Genomic DNA, 15556 nt, shown 5'->3' with positions numbered 1-15556 from the left:
TTACTTCTTGTAGTAGGGGTAGACTGCGCGTTTGATGGTCTCGACTAGCTGGTCCTCGTCCGCGAGGGTCGTCCCGTCGACGTCCTCCTGTCGGATGTAGAGGTCCTCCCACTTGCGACGGCGCTTCTTGACGATCATCACGTCCGGGAGGAACTCCTTGCGGTACAGGAGCATGATGAACGCCAGATCGAGGAAGATGGCGGTCAGGACGCCGCCGAGGAACATGTTGGCCTCGATGAGTCGGACCGTCAGCGACGTCCCGATACCGGACGCCCAGCCGGTGAGCATCCCGTAGGTGAACAGGCCGACGAGGACGACCTGGATGACCGTCAGCAGGACGATACCGACTGCGGCCGCGGTGCTCTCCCGCGGCGGTTCGTAGCGGTGGATGTCGCCGTAGGTGGAGCCCTCGGACGCCATCAGTTGTTCCCTCCGCTGGTGTGGGGCGATTCACCGTACTTCAGCTGGAAGAAGGTGAACACGAGCGGGATGACGACCGCCAGCCCGGCACCGAAGCCGACGTAGTGGGGCTGAATCGGCACTCCGGCCTCGTGCGGGTTGACCTCCTGCGGCCCGCCGCCACCGATCGTCTGGGTCGGGTACTCCTCGCCGACGACGATGGCGCCCTTCATCTGGAGCCCCTCGTGTGGGGCGCAGTAGTACGGGTAGATGCCGTCGCTCTCGAACGTGTGCTCGTAGTTGACGCCGGAGGAGGCCACTGGCGACCCGGAGTCCAGCGGACCGTCGCCGTCCGAGACGACGTTGTGTCCGCCGCCGTTGCCGGTCCACTCGAACTGGACGGTCGCGCCGTTGTCGACGTGGATGGCCGGCGGGCCGAACCCGTAGGCCCCGCCGTTCGCGTTGACACCGACCTCGACTGTGGCAGTGTCCTGTCCAGTCGCGTCGACAGTGCTCGTGGGGCCGGAGAAGTTACCGACCTGATCGAGGTAGCCGCCGTAGTCCGGGGCTGTCTGGCCGCCGCCACCGCCGCCCTCTTCCTGGGCAGCGGCTGTGCCGGCGGCACCGAGGGTGGCCGCAGCGCCTGCGGCACCCCCTGCAGTCCGGACGAACTCCCGCCTGTTCATGTACGTCCCGAAGTCAGGACTGTGTTTGTATAAACCCACCGGATACCGCCCGCAGGCACCGTCACGCCCCGGCTTCGTCGGGTTCGTCGCGCTCCGTCTCGTCCCCTCCGTTCTGGGGGGTCAGCTCGGGAACGAAGTCGGGTCGCTCGCCGTCTTCGAGACCGACCGCCCTGAGCCGGTCGCGATACTCCTCGGCGCGGAACTTGTCGGACAGTCGCGCGTTCGCCACGGTGAAGAAGAGCACGAGCGCGATGCCGACGAACGCGAGGCCGGCGACGAACAGGGCGACCACGTTCGTGCCCGGGCCGCCGACGACGCCGGCCACGGAGAGGACGCCGCCGGCGAGGAGACCGAGGCCGGCCAGCAGTTGCGCCCCGGCGATGACCTGCAACATCCGGTTGCCCAGTTCGCCGCCGCCCTCCGGGACGGCTTCGGGGTCGGGGAGCGGGTTGTCGGGGACCGTCTCGGGCACGTCGTAGGAGTCCATCGACGACAGCGCGACGGTCGGTTTCACGTCGCGGAGGACCGTCCCCTCGCCCTCGACGCTGCCGTCCGGATAGACGATGGCGTACCCCTCGTCGGAGTACGCCAGCACCCGCGGCGGGTTCTGGTGGCGCTCCACGCGGGCGAACACGTCGCGGGTGGAGACGCGGTTCCGGAGGTCACGGGTCACCCGGTCGAGCAGTTCGTCGCCGGTGATCCAGGAGTCCTCGTCGAAGGCGACGTCCCACTCTTCGGCGGTCATGTCGGCCATGTCGGCCGGGCCGAAGTTGTCGAAGTCGTACTTCTCCTCGACCTGTTTCCGGAGCGCCTCGGTGTCGAGGTCGTCCGTCTCCTGCCCCTCGCTCGCCGCCTGCGCGGGCCGCGACCGGTCGGCGTCGCTGTCCGTGTCAGCGTCCGCCTCGGGCGACGTCGAGTCGGAGTCTGCCATTGCCGAGCGTAGGGTTTCCTCCGACTTACGCCTTCTGACCTTCCGTATCCGGCACGTTTTAGCGCGTCCTGTCCTAACGCCGCGATATGGTGTCGGACGGCGTCGTGGCCTCTGTCGTACTCGTGTCGGTGACCCTGAGCTTCCCCTGTTTCGTCTACGGCGCGTACTACATCATCGAGACGGAACCGGTCACGTGGGACGTCCTGCTGCACCACCTGAAGTTCGTCGTCACCGGACTCGTCCTGACGACGGTGCCGATGCTGGTCTGGATGGCGCCCCGGCTGCCCGAACAGCTGGGCGGGCTGTCGGCGGTCCACGCCTACCTCGGCCTGCAGGCGTACGCGCTCCTCCTGTTCGGCGGCACCGGTATCGTCCGCATCTTCCGGGCCAAACGGGAGCACGACCTGTACAACGACTACGACGAGGACCTGCTGCTGGACGAGATCGGCGGCGACCAGATGAGCCACTGGCGCTCGCGCCTCCGTATCGGCGTGTTCGGCTACGTCGTCTTCTGGATGCTGGCGTACGTCGTCGGCGCGGCCCGCTACGTGCTCCGGTACGTCGTGTGACCGGCGCCCCCGCCACCCGTCTTTACCGACGCCGAACGAGAACGCGGTATGGTCGGTGCGTCGGCGGCCGCCGGCGTCCTCGACTGCGCGCGCCGCCACGACGCCGTGGTAGCGTGGAACCTGCCGTGCAAACTCGTGGTCGGCCTCGGCCTGCTGGGCTACGTCCGCTACCTGACCCACGGCTCGCTCGGACGGCGCGACGGCGTCGCACTCGTGTTGCTCTCGGTCCTCTCCATCGCCGGGCGACTCGTGGTGTTCCTGTGAGGTTCGCTCTCCACCGCCCGATTCGTCGGAGCGCTCCGGAAACGACGGTAGATTGACAACAACGCCCGGCGAACTGTCTCGTGAGACAACATGTACGACCGAATCCTCTTCCCGACGGACGGGAGCCCGGGTGCCGAGGCGGCCATGGAGCAGACCATCGACCTCGCGTCGCTGTGCGATGCGACGGTGCACGTCCTCTACGTCGCGGACAGCGAGAACGAGGTGTCGCATCTGGTGATGCGCGACGACGACGCCGGCTTCTCCGGCATGGTCAAACCCGACGACATCGAGCGCGAGTCCGGGATGACCGAGAAGGGCAGCGGCAGGATGGACGAACTCGAGGAGGCCGGGACGAGACTGGTCGCAGCGGCGACCGACGCGTTCGCGGACCACGGCGTCGAGACGGTCACGGCGGTCCGCCGCGGGAACCCGTACCGGGCCATCCTCGACTACACCGAGGACGCAGACGTCGACCTCGTCGTGATGCCCACCCACGGGCGGCGCGGTATCGACCGGTTCCTGCTGGGGAGCGTCACGGAGAAGGTCGTCCGGAGCGCCGACGTCCCGGTCCTGACCGTCCGTCTGCACGCGGACGAGACGGAGTCGTGACCGCCAGCGCTAGTTCCAGGGCTCGCCGGAGGCGAGGTCGACGTCGCTGTCGCCCTTCTCCGAGGGGCAGATGTCGGCCAGCACGCACGCACCGCACTCGGCCGAGCGGGCGCCACACACGGCGCGGCCGTGGTCGATGAGCAGGTGAGTGAACTGCTGCCACTCGGTCTCGGGTACCACGTCGAGCAGGTCCTGCTCGATGGCCTCGGGCCGCTCTTGCTCTGTGAGACCGAGGCGGCGCGAGAGCCGCTGGACGTGCGTGTCGACGACGATGCCCTCGACGACGTCGTGCCCGTGCTGGAGGACGACGTTGGCGGTCTTCCGCCCCACGCCCGGCAGGTCCGTCAGCGCCGACATCGTGTCGGGGACCTCGCCGTCGTGTTCGGCGACGATGGTCTCGCCGATACCCTTCAGGTAGCCGCCCTTGTTGTTGTGGAAGGTGATGCCGTAGATGTCGTCGGCGAGCTCCTCCTCGCTGGCCGCGGCGTAGTCCTCCGGCGTCCGGTACTTCTCGAAGAGGTCCGCCGTGACCTCGTTGACGCGCTCGTCGGTGCACTGCGCCGAGAGGACGACGGCGACGAGCAGTTCCAGCCGGTTCGAGTAGTTCAGCGAGATGGTCGAGTCGGGGTACTCCTCGTGGAGGCGCTCGACGACTTCCTCGGCCTGTGCCTCGCGACTCGCCAGCGGTGTTCCCATGGCTGTAGGACGGGCCGGGGGCGACTTTGCGCTATCGCTCCCGGCAGCGGGTGTGTGGCTCCGTGTCACCCCGGCGAAACGTTGTTCTCCGACTGCGCCGACGTGGCGCGTATGGTCGGTCCAGCCTTCCTCCACGGCGAACAGGTGACGCTCCACATCGTCGAGGACGACGACGTCGCGTTCCTCTACGAGACCATCAACGACCCCGACGTCCGCGCGGGACTCGCCTTCGCCCGCCCGAAGACCGAGCGCGAAGAGCGCGAGTGGGTCGAGTCCGTCACCGACCCGGACGCCGACGACGTGCACTTCCTGATATGCGTCGACGGTGCCCCGGTCGGCACCGTCGGCCTCCGCGGCGTCGACGGTCGGGCCGGCACCGCCGAACTCGGCTACTACCTCCGCCCCGAGGCGTGGGGCAGCGGCTACGCCACGGACGCGGCACGCACCCTCGTCGAGTACGCCTTCGCGGAACTGCGCCTGCACCGGGTCCACGCGAGAGCGTTCGCGGACAACGAGGGGTCCCGGCGGGTGCTGGAGAAGGTCGGGTTCGAGCACGAGGGCGTCCTGCGCGAGCACTGGTACCGTCGCGGCGACCACGCGGACGTCCACCTGTACGGCCTGCTCGAAGGCGAGTGGGACGGCTAGAGCGACGCGACGGCGTCCAGTATCGGGTCGATGTCCGGCGGTGCGTCCGGCGACCGCTCCGGGTCGTCAGCCCACGAGCACCGGACGCGACAGCGCTCGTCGACGAGGAACGCCGAGCGCCGGGTCGTGCCGTCCGGTCGCTGGACGCCGAACTGTGCGTCGACGCCCGCGTGGTCGACGAGCAGCGGGAACGGGAGGTCGAGGTCCGCGGCGAACGCCCGGTGGTCGTCCAGCGTGCCGGGCGCGACGCCGAAGACGGCGACGGCGTCGGTCAGCGACCCCCACTCGGTGTCGCGGAGCGCCTCGAGGTAGGTGCTGCAGGCCGGCCCGAAGTCTTCCGTGTAGAACGCGACGACCACGGGGACCTGCTCGCTCGCGGCCGAGAGGCGGTAGGAACCGACCCCGGCACCGGCGGTGCCGTCGAGGTCGAAGTCGGGTGCCGCGGCGCCAGCGTCGAGCATACCGGTCGGACGGGCGACGCGGAGAAAAGTCTACGGGCGAGTGGTCGGCCGACAGCGGTCGCTCGTCGCCGTCGGGACAACGGGGGAGAATCGGGATGCGTGTGGTCCTCAGTCGGCCATCGTCTCGTGGCCCTTCGCCGCGTCGGCCTCTTCGACCGGGGTCGCCAGCTTGTAGGCCGCGTACAGGCCCAGTACGACCAGTCCGGCGATGACGAGGCCGGTCCGGATGGTCGGGTCGACCGCCGGCGTGGCCACGATCTCGCCCGCGTCGTTCGTCACCGGGGCCGCCCCGTAGGGCGCGCCGGCGAGTATCTCCACGATTCCGAGGCCGACGATGCCCAGCAGCATCAGTCCGCCGCTCAGTGCCATTGCCGCCTTGTCGATGATGTCGGTCATGTTCTTTGTCACCTCGTTAGCCGAGTATGTACCGGAGCTTCGGCCGCTTCTGGACGAACTCCAACTTCTCGATGATGGCGTCGATGCCGTAGTACCGACCGGCGCCGACGACCATCATCGTGGCGAACAGGAGCAGGCCCATCAGGTCGCCGTTGACCAGGCCGTGCCCGAAGCCCGCGTTGCCGACCCAGAACAGGGTCATGAAGATGACCCCGCCGAAGGCCGCCAGTCGGGTCAGGACGCCGACCATCAGGGCCAGCCCGATGAGCGTCTCGAACAGCGGGACGCCCGGCTTGATGAGCCACGCGAGGTTGTTCCCCATCCAGACCGGGATGGGACCCAGCGCGGTGCCGGTCATCTGCTGGAGGTAGGCCGGCCCGTAGCCGAAGGCCAGTCCGTCCTCGATGAGCTTGGTGACACCGGCGTGGAAGAACCACCATCCGGTGACCACTCGCAGGAACGCCAGCCAGTACGCCGTCAACGGCCCGTCCAGCGCGAGCTCGAACTCGTCGGCCAGGGGGTTGGTTGCTTGGTAGGACATCGTCGTTACCTCACATGTGGATGTGTGCGGGCCAACCCCATATAAACAGAAGTGCGTTCCCAATCCGTGAAAACGGTTCTGAAGGCCTGAGAATGCGGAATTGTGCAGGTTCGGTGAGACGGTCCCGTTCGGTTGTGGGTTTTTATGTCGAACGCGGACGCGCCCGGTCGCCACCCCACCGTGAGGTTCAACACACCGACCCGACTACCCAGCATCGAGATGGTACTGGAGCTGGACGGGGCGTACACGACGGCACGCGTGATGGTCGAGGACGAGTCGCTGGTCGAGGCCGGGTGTCGGGACCAGATTCAGCGCCTCGTCGATCACCCCGCGTTCACGGAACCGGTCCGCGTGATGCCCGACACGCACTGGGGCGCCGGTGCACCTATCGGCTTCACGATGCCGCTGGGCGACCGCATCGTCCCCAACGTCGTCGGCGTCGACGTCGGCTGCGGGATGGCCGCGACGAACCTCGGCCCCGAACTCCCGCTCTCGGACGCCGAGCGAGAGCGTCGGGTGCGCGCGGCCGTCCCGATGGGCCGGTCGGTCCACGACTACGACGACGCCCCGCACCTCGTCGACGAGTTCCCGTTCGAGCGAGCCAACCGCGTGTTCGAGCAGTTCGACGACGCCGTCGCCGAGCGGTTCGGCGAGCGTGTCGACCCCATCGAGTTCGACTTCGACGGCTACGACGGCGACTACTTCGAGGCCCTCTGTGACCGCGTCCTCGCCGACCAGCGACAGGGCATGGGTCACGTCATCCGGAGCGCGGGGACGCTGGGCGGCGGGAACCACTTCGTGGAGTTCGCACGCGCACGCGAGAGCGGCGACTACTGGCTGGTCGTCCACAGCGGCTCGCGCTATCTGGGCAAGTCCGTCGCGGAGTACTGGCAGTCGAAGGCCACGGACCGCCGGGCCATCGGCGCCATCCACGAGGCGATTCCCGAGCAGTACGCCGAGTTCCTGAAGTTCGACCCCGAGACGGTGAGCGACGCCGACCTCTACGAGTGGGTGACCGGCGGGAAAGGCGAGTCCCACATCCGCAAGGACAGCCTCCGGCGGGAGCTCGACGGCAGCGACATCGAGGACGCCTTCGACGCACTGGGGTCGCTCGGCCCGCACGTGGGCGACGACGGCGACCGCGACACCGACCTCGACTGGCTGGCGGGGCGGGAGGCCCACGGCTACTACGTCGACATGCTGTTCGCCCAGCAGTACGCCCGCTGGAACCGCGAGCTGATGAGCGACGCCGTCTGCGAGGCGCTGGGCGTCGACCCGGTCGACCGGTTCCAGAGCGTCCACAACTACGTCGACTTCCGGGACCTGACGATACGGAAGGGCGCGACCCCGGCTCGCGAGGGCCAGCGACTTGTCGTCCCGTTCAACATGGCGGAGGGGTCGGTCATCGCCCGCGGGAAGGGCAACGAAGCGTACCACCGGACCGCCCCGCACGGCGCCGGCCGGGTGATGAGCCGGAGCGAGGCCCACGACGTGGTCGACATGGACGCGTTCGCCGACGCGATGGCGGACGTCTACTCCGAGTCCGTCGTCGAGAGCGTCCGCGACGAGGCGCCGATGGCCTACAAGGACGCCGAGCGGATCGTCGCGGCGCTCGAACCCACCGCCGAGGTCGTCGAGTGGCTGGACGCCGTCCACAACCTGAAAGCCACCTCGTGACGGCGTCGTGTTGGCCAGCCGAAAACTACTATGCCGTCTCGACCCGTGTCCTCCCACATGACTATCCTCGCGGCCGTCGCCAACGACGCGGTGTCCGACGGGGTCGTCGACACCGCCGTCAGACTCGCCGAGGCTCTCGACGAGGAGCTGTACGTGGTCCACCTGCTCGACGACCAGCTCGCCGACGCCGAGGCGAAACAGGTCCGAGACATGCTCAGAGACCGCCTCGCAGACGAGACGGTGGTCGCCACGGTGGCGCTGGAACACGTCGGCCGGTCGGGCACGCGTGAAGGCACCCGTATCGGGCACGAGCTGCTGGAGGTCGCCGCCGACGTCGACATCACCCACATCGTCATGGGCCACGAACCGAAGGGACTCAGAGGCAGACTGGCGTCGGGCGACGCCGCCTTCTCCGTGGTCGACGCCGCGTCCGTCCCGGTCACCATCGTCCCGAAGACGAACGCCTGAGGCGGCCGTCACCGCGGCGGCCCGAGGCTACTCTGTCGCCCCCCGCTCCCGCATCGACGCGGCGAGTCTGTCGAGGCCAAGCGTCGCCAGGAAGAACGCGGCGCCGACGAACAGGAGCGTCTGCGGGTCCGCGGCGAATCGGCTGAGTACGCTGTTTCCGTAGCCGACGAGCGAGGTGAGGACGCCCAGTAGTGACGTCGTCCACCCCAGTCCGGTGACGCCTGCGAGTTGGTCGAGGGTGTCTGCGCTCGGTCGCGGGATGTCCGGCAGGTCCATGGCGTGGTAGGCCACGCCTTGCGCCATAGGCGTTCCTCTTGTGGGAACTTACCGAGAACCGACCGTGGGAAAGCGGAGGGTACCGGGACGCAGTTGGTACGTACTACAGGCCCAACTCGCGACCGAGGACCAGTCGCTGTATCTCGCTGGTCCCCTCGCCTATCTCCATCAGCTTCGCGTCGCGGTAGAACCGCTGTGGCGCGAAGTCGGTGGTGTAGCCGTAGCCGCCGAGCACCTGGACGGCGTCTTCGGCGACCTCCCGGCATATCTCGCTCGCGTCGAGCTTCGCGAGCGACGAGATGCGCGTCGTGTCCTCCCCGGCGTCGTACATCGTCGCGGCCTTGTGCGTCAGCAGTCGCGCGCGCTCTATCTTGCGGTCCATCTCGACTATCTTGTCCCGGACGGCGTCGAACTTCGAGATGGGCCGGTCGAACTGCTCGCGTTCGGTCGCGTAGGACTTCGCGGCCTCGAACGCGCCCTGTGCCAGTCCGACCGAGAGCGCGGCGATGGAGATGCGTCCGCCGTTGAGCGTCTTGAGCGTCTGCTTCCAGCCCTCGCCCTCCTCGCCGAGCAGTCGGTCCGCGGGAATCCGGCAGTCGTCGAACAGCAGTTCGCAGGTCGGCGAGGCGTTCAGCCCCATCTTGTCCCACTCGGTCGTGACCTCCCAGCCGTCGTCATCGGGGCCGACGACGAACGTCGAGATGCCGTCGTAGCCGGCCTCGGGGTCTGTGACGGCTTTGACGAGGACGGACCCGGCGACGGAGGCGTTGGTGATGAACTGCTTGGTGCCGTTCAGCACCCACTCGTCGCCGTCTCGCTCCGCGGTCGTGTCCATGTCGCTGGCGTCGCTCCCGCTCCCGGGTTCGGTCAGCGCCCACGACCCGAGGTGGGCGCCGGTCGCCAGCGGTTCGAGCCAGCGCTCCTTCTGGGCGTCCGTGCCGAACAGTTCGATGGGCTTCGACCCCAGCGAGACGTGGGCGGCGTACGAGAGGCCCACGGAGCCGGAGACACGGCCCAGCTCCTCACAGACCAGCGCGTACATCAACTGGTCGCCGCCGAGGCCGCCCCACGCCTCGGAGATGGGGACGCCCATCACGTCCAGTTCGGCGAGTTCGTCGAACACCTCGGCGGGGAACCGGTGTTCGTCCTCGATGTCCTGTGCGATGGGCGCTATCTCCTCGTCACAGAACTCCCGGACCGAGTCCCGTATCATGCGGTGCTCCGCTGGGAGGGTGAAGTCCATGCCTCCGGCTACGCGTCCTGTCAACAAATACCATGGGGGACACAAACCCTATCCGCCCGCCCCGCCTCCGTCCGGACGATGGCGTTTCGACGGCTCCTCCGGGGGACGGTCCCGTGGGACCGACTGGAGGGGGTCGCCCGCGCGGTGCTGGAGCGGTACGACGAGCCCTCGGGCCGCGTGGTGTTCCTGGACGCCGACAACTGGCTCTCGACGCCGTTCGTCGTCTCCGACCGCTGGTTCGTGAAGGTCATCACCCAGCAGAACTCGCTGGTCCACGCGCTCCTGACGACCGGCCGGAACCTCGGGGCGTTCTCCTCGGGCACCGAGGGGTTCTTCGAGCACTTCGGGACGCCGGCCCAGATGGCCGCCCACGAACTCGAGGCGACCGAGCGGATGCGCGAACTGGGCGTCAACGCGCCGGAGCCCATCGAGGCCTTCGAGTACGAGGGCATGGGCGTCCTCGTCTTCGAGTACCTGCGGGACTTCCGGACGCTCGACGAGCTGCCGGCCGGGGCCGTCGACCGGCACGTGGAGACGGTGTTCGACTACCTCCACCGGATGCACGAGGCCGGCCTCGCCCACGGCGACTTCCGGTGTGAGAACGTCCTCGTCGCCGACGACGCGGTGTACTTCATCGACGCGACCAGCGTCCGCGAGGACGCCATCGACGACGCGCGGGCGTACGACCTCGCCTGCGCGCTGGGAGCGCTGGAGCCGCTGGTCGGCGCCCGCCGGGCCGTCGCGGCCGCGGCGCGGTACTACACCACCGACGAACTGCTGGCCGCCGAGGAGTTCCTCGACTTCGTCAACATCCGGCCGGACCACGACTTCGACGCCGCGGCCATCCGCGGCGCCGTCGAACAGCGGGCTAACTGACCGCGTTCCGCGACCGGGCCGTGACGCCGATGCCGGCGAGGACGACGACGCCGCCCGCGAGCGTCCACGGGCCGGGCACCTCGGCGAGGAGGAACAGGGCCAGCAGCGCGCTCCCGACGGGTTCGCCCAGCAGCGAGACGCTCACCAGGCTCGAGTCGAGGTGGCCCAGCGCCCAGTTCAGCACCGTGTGGCCGAACAGCCCCGGGCCGACGGCCATCAGGAAGAACAGGAGCCACTCGCGCGGCGGATAGTCGAGGACGGGGTGACCGCTCCCGACGACGAAGACGAGCAAGCAGGCACCGGCGACGGCGTAGACGATAGTGACGTACGGGAGCAGCGGGAACCGCTGGCGGAGCGACCGCCCGGCGAGCACGTAGGCGGCGGCCATCACCCCGCCGACGAGCGCCAGCGCGTTGCCGTACAGCGGGTTCGGGCCGACGCCGCCGCCGAGCAGTTCGCCGAGCGACATCACCACGATGCCGACGACGGCCACCAGGATTCCGGCCGTCGTCCCCCGCGTGACGCGCTCGTCCAGTAGCGCCCACGCCCCGAGCGCCACGAACAGCGGCTGTGACTGGACGAGCGTCACCGAGGCCGCCACGCTCGTCCACGCGAGGCTCTCGAACCACGTCGCGAAGTGGACGGCCAGCGCCACGCCCGTCGCCGCCGCTGCGACGATGTCACGCGGCGCGAGTCGCCCGAACGCACCGGGGTCGTGGCCCAGTGCCAGCGGCGCGACGACGAGCGTCGTCGCGACGACCCGGTGGAGCGCCGCGACGCTGGCGGGCGCGTCGCTGGCCCGGACCAGAATCGCGCTGGTACTGACCGCGAGAACCGCGACGACGAGGGCGATTCGGGGGTCTAGCTCCGCGTCGCTCACTCGGCGTCGTCCGGGGTGTCGAAGTCGTGGAAGTGCTCGCCCTCCTCCTTCGAGAGGACGTCGAGTGCGGCCGCGCCGCCGTCGCCGGCCGAGATGATGGCCTGCCACTCCTGGTCCCGTACCATCGCCCCGGTTGCGTAGGCGTCCTCGACGCTGGTCTCCATCGAGACGGTCACGTCCACAACGTCGCCGTCGAACTCACAGCCCAGGTCCTCGGCCAGCGAGCGGTCGGTACCGGTCGCGAGGACGAGGTACGTCGCCGCCGTCTCGCCGTCCTCGGTGGTGGCGACGAACTCGTCGTCGGACTGCTCGACGGCGCTGACCTCCCCCTCGCGAAGGTCGACGCCGAACCCCTCGACCTGGTCGCGAGCGTCCTCGAGGAACTCGGTCCCGTCCCGGGACTCGATGCCGAGGTAGTTGAACAGGTGCGCGCTGTGGAGCCACGTCTCGTCGGTGTCGTAGACCACCGTGTCGAGACCGTTCTTCGCTGTGAACAGTGCGGCGCTCAGACCGGCGGGGCCCCCGCCGACGACCAGTACGTCCGTCATGGGTGCCAATGGGTCGCAGTGGTGGATAAATGTACGCCCGTTGATGGTCGGCCCGAGACGCGGGCGCTACAAGCGCCGTTTGACCTATCTGAACGCTTATTCCCCGATTCGCCCACTGTACGAGTGTGAACCGACGACAGTACCTCGCCGGCCTCGGCGGTGGCGTGGCGGCGCTGGTCGGTGCCACCGCCGTCGCGGACTCGACCAGAGCGGACATCGTCGCCGACGGCGCCCTCCACCGGCCCAGCGGTGCCCCGGTCGAGACGACGGCGACCGTCTCCGGCGACGCGGTGACGTACCTCCCGGAACGCGACGCCGTGCGCGAAGACGGCGAGACGCGGCCGTTCGGCGAGTGGGTCCGCTGGACGGCGTTCGAACACGCCGCCGAGACGGTCCTCGCCGTCGTCGAGGACCGACTTGACGAACCGGACCCCGGCCTCGGTCGGGGGATACGGAGCCTCGCGTTCGGCCTCGTCGTCACGGTCGACTACGCTATCACCCGGAACCGCGACGGCGAGGTCGTGAGCGAACCGAGCGTCCCGCTCGACCGGGTGGTGTCGGTGGCGCCACGGACGGTGACCGTGACCGTCGAGCTCGACGGTCGGTCGGCGGTCCGCGAGGTCCCGGTCGCCGTCGAGGAGACCGAGGCCCAGTATCTGGACGGCTAGGCCTCGAGTAGCGCCCTCGTCTCGCGGTGGCGGTAGCGGAACATCGGTTCCATGCCGAGGAACCCGATGGGACCGACCGCCCGGCCGAGCGGACCCCCGGGGAGTTCGTACTCCACCCGGTCGTGGACGATGGTGGCGTCGTCGCCGTCGGCCCGGAACCGGTGGGTGTGTTCCCACTCGGGGAACGGCCCCTCGGTCATCACGTCGCAGAACATCGCCTCCGTCTCGCTCTCCTCGCGGGCGACGATCTCCGAGACCCAGCGCTGGCGCGGCGCGACGCCGAACGGCTTGACCGAGGAGACGACGACCGACCCCGGTTCCAGCACCTCGGGGTCCGGCTCCCCGTCGGGACCGCGCGTCTCCTCGACTCGCAGGTGCATCCAGTCGGGTGTGAGAGCGACGAGACCGTCGGCCGTCGAGTGGAACTCCCAGACCTCGGACAGCGGCGCCGACACACGGACCTCTCGCTCGAAGACGGGCATACCCCGGACTTGGGGGGACAGGGGGAAAACCCCGACGGTGTCACCGAGCCGGCCGCAGGCAGGCGTTCAGGGCCAGATGCCGCCCTCTTCCGCGGCGTCGACGACGCGTTCGATGGCGACGACGTACATCGCGGTGCGGAAGTCCTCGGCGTCGGTGCGCTCGTAGGTCTCGACGAGGTCCTCGAAGGCCGTCGTGATGACCCGTTCGAGTTCGTCGTTGACGCGCTGTTCGTCCCAGTAGAACCGCTGGCGGTTCTGGACCCACTCGAAGTACGACACCGTCACGCCGCCGGCGTTCGCGAGGATGTCGGGGAAGACGGCCACGTCGCGCTCCGAGAGCACGTCGTCGGCGCGCGGCGTCAGCGGCCCGTTGGCCGCCTCCACGATGATGTCGGCCTGCACGTCGTTGGCGATGTCGCCGTCGATGGCGTTCTCCAGCGCCGCCGGGATGAGCAGGTCGACGTCCATCGTCAGCAGGTCTTCGTTCGTGAGTTCCTCCGTGGCGCCCTCGAACCCGGCGAGCGACCCGGTCTCGTTCTTGTGGTCCTTCGCGGCGCGTGCGTCGAAGCCGTCGGGGTTGTAGACGGCTCCGGAGGAGTCCGAGACGGCGACGACGTTCGCGCCCAGGTCGTCGATGAGCTTCGCGGCGACCGAGCCGGCGTTGCCGTACCCCTGCACGGCGACGGTCGCGCCCTCGATGTCCTTGTCGAGATAGTCGAAGGCCTCGCGGGTGGTGAGCATCACCGACCGTCCGGTCGCCTCGACCCGGCCGGCGCTCCCGCCGGACTCGGGCGCCTTGCCGGTGATGACGCCCGGTTCGGTCGTGTTCTCCAGCGTCTCGTAGGTGTCCTTTATCCAGTTCATCTCCCGCTGGCCGGTGTTGACGTCCGGCGCGGGGATGTCCCGGTCCTCGCCGATGATGGGCCGGAGCTCCTTCGCGAACGAGCGGGTGATGCGCTCGACTTCGCTGGCGGAGTACTGGCGCGGGTCGAACTTGATACCCCCCTTGCCGCCGCCGTAGGGGATGTTGACGGCGGCGCACTTGTACACCATCCACCCGGAGAGGGCCTTGACCTCGTCGCGGGAGACCTGCGGGTGGTAGCGGATGCCGCCCTTGTACGGCCCGCGGTCGCCGTTGAACTGCGAGCGGAAGGCCCTGAACACCTCGACGGAGCCGTCGTCCATCTCGACGGAGAGGGTCGTCTCGAGGACGCGTTCGGGGTGTTTGAGGCGTTCGAGAACGTCCGTGGAGTACTCGAGGTAGGCGGCGGCGTCGTCGATCTGCTCCTGCAAGCTCTCGAACGGGTTCACCTCGTCAGACATACGTACTCAGTAGCCGACCGGAGACAAAAGGGTGCCGCCGGCCGCAGTTCCGTGGTGCCGTCGTAGGTATCCGGCGCTCAGGCGTCGTCGACGCCGGCCCGTTCGAGGACCCGCTCCGCCTGTCGAATCTGCGGGGCGTCTATCATCTCGCCGTCGACGACGAAGACGCCGCCGTCGGCCTCGTCGCGGGCCGAGAGGATTCGCTCGGCCCACTCGACCCGCTCCGCGTCGGGCGTGAACACGTCGTTGCAGACCGTCGCCTGGGCCGGGTGGATGGCGAGTTTCCCGTCGTAGCCCAACTGCAGCGCGCGGCGGGCGTCCCGGCGGAGGCCGGCGTCGTCGGTGAAGTTCGGGAAGTGCGTGTCGATTGGGGTCACCCCCGCCGCTCGGGCCGCGAGGACGACGTGCTGGCGGGCGTGGGCGACCTCGCTCCGGTCCTCGCTCCGGGTCGCGCCGATGTCGCCGGCGAGGTCCTCGGCCCCGAACACGAGGGCGTCCGTCGCCTCGACGGCCGCGATGGCCTCGGCGTGGAGCACGCCCGCGGCGGACTCGACGAGCGCCAGGACCGGACAGTCGAGGCCCGCTTGGTCGAGCAACTCGGCGAGCCGTCGCACGTCCTCGCCGCCGCCGGTCTTCGGGAGCATCACGCTGTCGGGCGCCGGGGCGTCGGCCACGACGGCGAGGTCCTCGGCCGCGCCGGCGCCGACCGGGTTGACGCGGACACAGACCTCGCAGTCGGCCGGCAGCACCGCCGCGAGCGCGTCCCGGACGGCCTCGCGGGCGGCCGGTTTGGCGTCGGGGACGACGGCGTCTTCGAGGTCGAAGACGACCACGTCGGCGTCGCTCCGCGGTGCCTTCCGGAGCTTCTCGGGTTCGTCGCCGGGGGAGAACAGGACGCTTCTGCGGGGCATACGCCCC

At 69.2% G+C, this 15556-nt stretch carries 22 protein-coding genes; 8 read left to right on the top strand and 14 right to left on the bottom strand.

The genetic code is table 11. The annotated features are described in order from the left end of the window. The 3 genes from ACV7GQ_RS10330 to ACV7GQ_RS10320 all read right to left on the bottom strand — a co-directional run bounded on the left by ACV7GQ_RS10330 (position 1) and on the right by ACV7GQ_RS10320 (position 2016). Positions 1–420 (bottom strand): DUF7318 family protein, encoded by a 420-nt coding sequence (locus ACV7GQ_RS10330; protein WP_470310164.1) that lies wholly within the window; start codon positions 418–420, stop codon positions 1–3. Continuing rightward, positions 420–1085, bottom strand: a complete 666-nt coding sequence (locus ACV7GQ_RS10325) for a halocyanin domain-containing protein (protein ID WP_470310163.1) — start codon at positions 1083–1085, stop codon at positions 420–422. The genes ACV7GQ_RS10330 and ACV7GQ_RS10325 overlap by 1 nt, the downstream gene beginning before the upstream one ends. Before the next feature lie 61 nt (positions 1086–1146). Beyond that, on the bottom strand, positions 1147–2016 hold the full coding sequence (locus ACV7GQ_RS10320; RefSeq protein WP_470310162.1) for a DUF7319 domain-containing protein: 870 nt from the start codon (positions 2014–2016) through the stop codon (positions 1147–1149). An 86-nt stretch (positions 2017–2102) separates the two neighbouring features. Here ACV7GQ_RS10320 and ACV7GQ_RS10315 point away from each other — a divergent pair, with 86 nt between their 5' ends. The 3 genes from ACV7GQ_RS10315 to ACV7GQ_RS10305 all read left to right on the top strand — a co-directional run bounded on the left by ACV7GQ_RS10315 (position 2103) and on the right by ACV7GQ_RS10305 (position 3458). Further along, positions 2103–2585: a DUF7321 family protein gene (locus ACV7GQ_RS10315; RefSeq protein ID WP_470310161.1), complete on the top strand. Its 483-nt coding sequence runs from the start codon at positions 2103–2105 to the stop codon at positions 2583–2585. Between the two features lie 48 nt (positions 2586–2633). Then, complete coding sequence (locus ACV7GQ_RS10310) at positions 2634–2849, top strand: hypothetical protein (RefSeq protein ID WP_470310160.1); 216 nt, start codon at positions 2634–2636, stop codon at positions 2847–2849. A gap of 90 nt (positions 2850–2939) precedes the next feature. Beyond that, entirely contained in the window at positions 2940–3458 is a 519-nt protein-coding gene (locus tag ACV7GQ_RS10305) for a universal stress protein (protein WP_470310159.1), read from the top strand. Between the two features lie 9 nt (positions 3459–3467). Here the strand turns inward: ACV7GQ_RS10305 and nth are convergent, their stop codons facing one another. Beyond that, positions 3468–4154, bottom strand: a complete 687-nt coding sequence (nth, locus tag ACV7GQ_RS10300) for an endonuclease III (protein ID WP_470310158.1) — start codon at positions 4152–4154, stop codon at positions 3468–3470. Positions 4155–4265: 111 nt separating this feature from the next. On the opposite strand from nth, the gene ACV7GQ_RS10295 reads away from it, so the two are divergent. Next, positions 4266–4799, top strand: coding sequence for a GNAT family N-acetyltransferase (locus ACV7GQ_RS10295; protein WP_470310157.1), 534 nt, complete (start codon positions 4266–4268; stop codon positions 4797–4799). Here ACV7GQ_RS10295 and ACV7GQ_RS10290 read toward each other — a convergent pair. The 3 genes from ACV7GQ_RS10290 to ACV7GQ_RS10280 all read right to left on the bottom strand — a co-directional run bounded on the left by ACV7GQ_RS10290 (position 4796) and on the right by ACV7GQ_RS10280 (position 6197). Next, on the bottom strand, positions 4796–5260 hold the full coding sequence (locus ACV7GQ_RS10290) for a redoxin domain-containing protein (RefSeq protein ID WP_470310156.1): 465 nt from the start codon (positions 5258–5260) through the stop codon (positions 4796–4798). The genes ACV7GQ_RS10295 and ACV7GQ_RS10290 overlap by 4 nt on opposite strands. A 108-nt stretch (positions 5261–5368) precedes the next feature. Beyond that, positions 5369–5656, bottom strand: coding sequence for a hypothetical protein (locus tag ACV7GQ_RS10285; RefSeq protein ID WP_470310155.1), 288 nt, complete (start codon positions 5654–5656; stop codon positions 5369–5371). 16 nt (positions 5657–5672) lie between these two features. After that, the gene (locus ACV7GQ_RS10280) at positions 5673–6197 is read right to left on the bottom strand and encodes a DoxX family protein (protein WP_470310154.1); all 525 of its coding nucleotides are present in this window, start codon (positions 6195–6197) and stop codon (positions 5673–5675) included. A gap of 219 nt (positions 6198–6416) precedes the next feature. Here ACV7GQ_RS10280 and ACV7GQ_RS10275 point away from each other — a divergent pair, with 219 nt between their 5' ends. Further along, a complete protein-coding gene (locus ACV7GQ_RS10275) occupies positions 6417–7874 on the top strand; it encodes an RtcB family protein (protein WP_470310153.1) in 1458 nt (485 codons plus the stop codon). Positions 7875–7931: 57 nt separating this feature from the next. Then, positions 7932–8342: a universal stress protein gene (locus tag ACV7GQ_RS10270; RefSeq protein ID WP_470310152.1), complete on the top strand. Its 411-nt coding sequence runs from the start codon at positions 7932–7934 to the stop codon at positions 8340–8342. Positions 8343–8369: 27 nt separating this feature from the next. Here ACV7GQ_RS10270 and ACV7GQ_RS10265 read toward each other — a convergent pair whose 3' ends face one another. Together ACV7GQ_RS10265 and ACV7GQ_RS10260 are read right to left on the bottom strand one after the other, a co-directional pair. Then, positions 8370–8645, bottom strand: a complete 276-nt coding sequence (locus ACV7GQ_RS10265; RefSeq protein ID WP_470310151.1) for a hypothetical protein — start codon at positions 8643–8645, stop codon at positions 8370–8372. A 76-nt stretch (positions 8646–8721) separates the two neighbouring features. Further along, entirely contained in the window at positions 8722–9861 is a 1140-nt protein-coding gene (locus ACV7GQ_RS10260) for an acyl-CoA dehydrogenase family protein (RefSeq protein ID WP_470310150.1), read from the bottom strand. Positions 9862–9939: 78 nt separating this feature from the next. Between ACV7GQ_RS10260 and ACV7GQ_RS10255 the strand changes: the two genes are divergently transcribed. Next, entirely contained in the window at positions 9940–10737 is a 798-nt protein-coding gene (locus ACV7GQ_RS10255; protein WP_470310149.1) for an RIO1 family regulatory kinase/ATPase domain-containing protein, read from the top strand. Here ACV7GQ_RS10255 and ACV7GQ_RS10250 read toward each other — a convergent pair. Next, positions 10730–11617: a DMT family transporter gene (locus ACV7GQ_RS10250; RefSeq protein ID WP_470310148.1), complete on the bottom strand. Its 888-nt coding sequence runs from the start codon at positions 11615–11617 to the stop codon at positions 10730–10732. The genes ACV7GQ_RS10255 and ACV7GQ_RS10250 overlap by 8 nt on opposite strands. Next, the gene (locus ACV7GQ_RS10245) at positions 11614–12165 is read right to left on the bottom strand and encodes an NAD(P)/FAD-dependent oxidoreductase (RefSeq protein WP_470310147.1); all 552 of its coding nucleotides are present in this window, start codon (positions 12163–12165) and stop codon (positions 11614–11616) included. Before ACV7GQ_RS10245 ends, ACV7GQ_RS10250 begins: the two co-directional genes overlap by 4 nt. 125 nt (positions 12166–12290) lie before the next feature. On the opposite strand from ACV7GQ_RS10245, the gene ACV7GQ_RS10240 reads away from it, so the two are divergent. Next, positions 12291–12833 carry a hypothetical protein gene (locus ACV7GQ_RS10240; RefSeq protein ID WP_470310146.1) on the top strand — a complete coding sequence of 181 codons (543 nt, stop codon included), beginning with the start codon at positions 12291–12293 and terminating at the stop codon, positions 12831–12833. Here ACV7GQ_RS10240 and ACV7GQ_RS10235 read toward each other — a convergent pair. The 3 genes from ACV7GQ_RS10235 to ACV7GQ_RS10225 all read right to left on the bottom strand — a co-directional run bounded on the left by ACV7GQ_RS10235 (position 12830) and on the right by ACV7GQ_RS10225 (position 15549). Further along, positions 12830–13315, bottom strand: coding sequence for an SRPBCC family protein (locus ACV7GQ_RS10235; RefSeq protein ID WP_470310145.1), 486 nt, complete (start codon positions 13313–13315; stop codon positions 12830–12832). The two genes, ACV7GQ_RS10240 and ACV7GQ_RS10235, sit on opposite strands and share 4 nt — an antisense overlap. 66 nt (positions 13316–13381) lie before the next feature. Next, on the bottom strand, positions 13382–14638 hold the full coding sequence (locus ACV7GQ_RS10230) for a Glu/Leu/Phe/Val family dehydrogenase (RefSeq protein ID WP_470310144.1): 1257 nt from the start codon (positions 14636–14638) through the stop codon (positions 13382–13384). A 77-nt stretch (positions 14639–14715) separates the two neighbouring features. Then, positions 14716–15549 (bottom strand): HpcH/HpaI aldolase/citrate lyase family protein, encoded by an 834-nt coding sequence (locus tag ACV7GQ_RS10225; RefSeq protein ID WP_470310143.1) that lies wholly within the window; start codon positions 15547–15549, stop codon positions 14716–14718. Positions 15550–15556 lie beyond the last annotated feature (7 nt).

It is taken from the genome of Haloarcula sp. MBLA0163 (assembly GCF_055632435.1).
Note: the sequence above shows the minus strand (reverse complement) of the source record. Positions and strands in the feature narration are given on the sequence as shown.

Coding starts and splice junctions, on each gene's coding strand:
- ACV7GQ_RS10330 (WP_470310164.1), bottom strand. CDS start 420: ATGGCGTCCGAGGGCTCCACCTACGGCGACATCCACCGCTACGAACCG.
- ACV7GQ_RS10325 (WP_470310163.1), bottom strand. CDS start 1,085: ATGAACAGGCGGGAGTTCGTCCGGACTGCAGGGGGTGCCGCAGGCGCT.
- ACV7GQ_RS10320 (WP_470310162.1), bottom strand. CDS start 2,016: ATGGCAGACTCCGACTCGACGTCGCCCGAGGCGGACGCTGACACGGAC.
- ACV7GQ_RS10315 (WP_470310161.1), top strand. CDS start 2,103: ATGGTGTCGGACGGCGTCGTGGCCTCTGTCGTACTCGTGTCGGTGACC.
- ACV7GQ_RS10310 (WP_470310160.1), top strand. CDS start 2,634: ATGGTCGGTGCGTCGGCGGCCGCCGGCGTCCTCGACTGCGCGCGCCGC.
- ACV7GQ_RS10305 (WP_470310159.1), top strand. CDS start 2,940: ATGTACGACCGAATCCTCTTCCCGACGGACGGGAGCCCGGGTGCCGAG.
- nth (WP_470310158.1), bottom strand. CDS start 4,154: ATGGGAACACCGCTGGCGAGTCGCGAGGCACAGGCCGAGGAAGTCGTC.
- ACV7GQ_RS10295 (WP_470310157.1), top strand. CDS start 4,266: ATGGTCGGTCCAGCCTTCCTCCACGGCGAACAGGTGACGCTCCACATC.
- ACV7GQ_RS10290 (WP_470310156.1), bottom strand. CDS start 5,260: ATGCTCGACGCTGGCGCCGCGGCACCCGACTTCGACCTCGACGGCACC.
- ACV7GQ_RS10285 (WP_470310155.1), bottom strand. CDS start 5,656: ATGACCGACATCATCGACAAGGCGGCAATGGCACTGAGCGGCGGACTG.
- ACV7GQ_RS10280 (WP_470310154.1), bottom strand. CDS start 6,197: ATGTCCTACCAAGCAACCAACCCCCTGGCCGACGAGTTCGAGCTCGCG.
- ACV7GQ_RS10275 (WP_470310153.1), top strand. CDS start 6,417: ATGGTACTGGAGCTGGACGGGGCGTACACGACGGCACGCGTGATGGTC.
- ACV7GQ_RS10270 (WP_470310152.1), top strand. CDS start 7,932: ATGACTATCCTCGCGGCCGTCGCCAACGACGCGGTGTCCGACGGGGTC.
- ACV7GQ_RS10265 (WP_470310151.1), bottom strand. CDS start 8,645: ATGGCGCAAGGCGTGGCCTACCACGCCATGGACCTGCCGGACATCCCG.
- ACV7GQ_RS10260 (WP_470310150.1), bottom strand. CDS start 9,861: ATGGACTTCACCCTCCCAGCGGAGCACCGCATGATACGGGACTCGGTC.
- ACV7GQ_RS10255 (WP_470310149.1), top strand. CDS start 9,940: ATGGCGTTTCGACGGCTCCTCCGGGGGACGGTCCCGTGGGACCGACTG.
- ACV7GQ_RS10245 (WP_470310147.1), bottom strand. CDS start 12,165: ATGACGGACGTACTGGTCGTCGGCGGGGGCCCCGCCGGTCTGAGCGCC.
- ACV7GQ_RS10235 (WP_470310145.1), bottom strand. CDS start 13,315: ATGCCCGTCTTCGAGCGAGAGGTCCGTGTGTCGGCGCCGCTGTCCGAG.
- ACV7GQ_RS10230 (WP_470310144.1), bottom strand. CDS start 14,638: ATGTCTGACGAGGTGAACCCGTTCGAGAGCTTGCAGGAGCAGATCGAC.
- ACV7GQ_RS10225 (WP_470310143.1), bottom strand. CDS start 15,549: ATGCCCCGCAGAAGCGTCCTGTTCTCCCCCGGCGACGAACCCGAGAAG.